The sequence below is a fragment of the Streptomyces sp. DH12 genome (assembly GCF_020873895.1).
Taxonomy (GTDB): Bacteria; Actinomycetota; Actinomycetes; order Streptomycetales; family Streptomycetaceae; genus Streptomyces.
Genome location: NZ_JAHWGT010000966.1, coordinates 1 through 464 on the forward strand (window position 1 = coordinate 1; position 464 = coordinate 464).

The 464-nt window shown below is 76.9% G+C and carries 1 protein-coding gene; it reads right to left on the reverse strand.

Features of this window, described 5'->3' with window-relative positions; all coding sequences use genetic code 11:
- Positions 1–464, reverse strand: a 464-nt coding sequence (locus LPA54_RS38015) for a SidA/IucD/PvdA family monooxygenase (protein WP_228984963.1), incomplete at both ends; no start/stop codon positions are given.

Here is a 464-nt window from a genome sequence, read left to right on the forward strand (position 1 = left end):
CACCACCGCCGTACGTGGCCTCGCCGATACCCCGGCGCAGGATCCAGACCGCGTGCGTGCCCGGCTCCTCCTTCGCCAGGTCGGCCAGCAGGGCGAGCGCGGTGTAGGCGGTGCCGCCGGAGCCGACGACGGCTGTGCGCCTCCCGTCGTACCGGGCCCGGGCCGCCGTGTCCATGAGGTCCGGGACGCGGTAGGAGACGCGGTCGGCCGCCGACCTCTCCCCCAGCGCGGGCAGGCCGTTGGCGCCCATCGGGCCGGGGGTGGACCAGGTGCCGGAGGCGTCGATGACGGCGCGGGCGGTGATCCGCTCCTCGCCGCCGTCCGCCGTCCGGATGTGCACGGTGAAGGGCTGCTCCTCGCGGCCGGAGTCGACGATCCGGTCGCGGCCGGCCCGGGCCACGCCGGTGACGGTGGCCCCGTAGCGGACCTGGTCGCCGAGGGCGTCGGCGAGCGGCTGGAGGTAC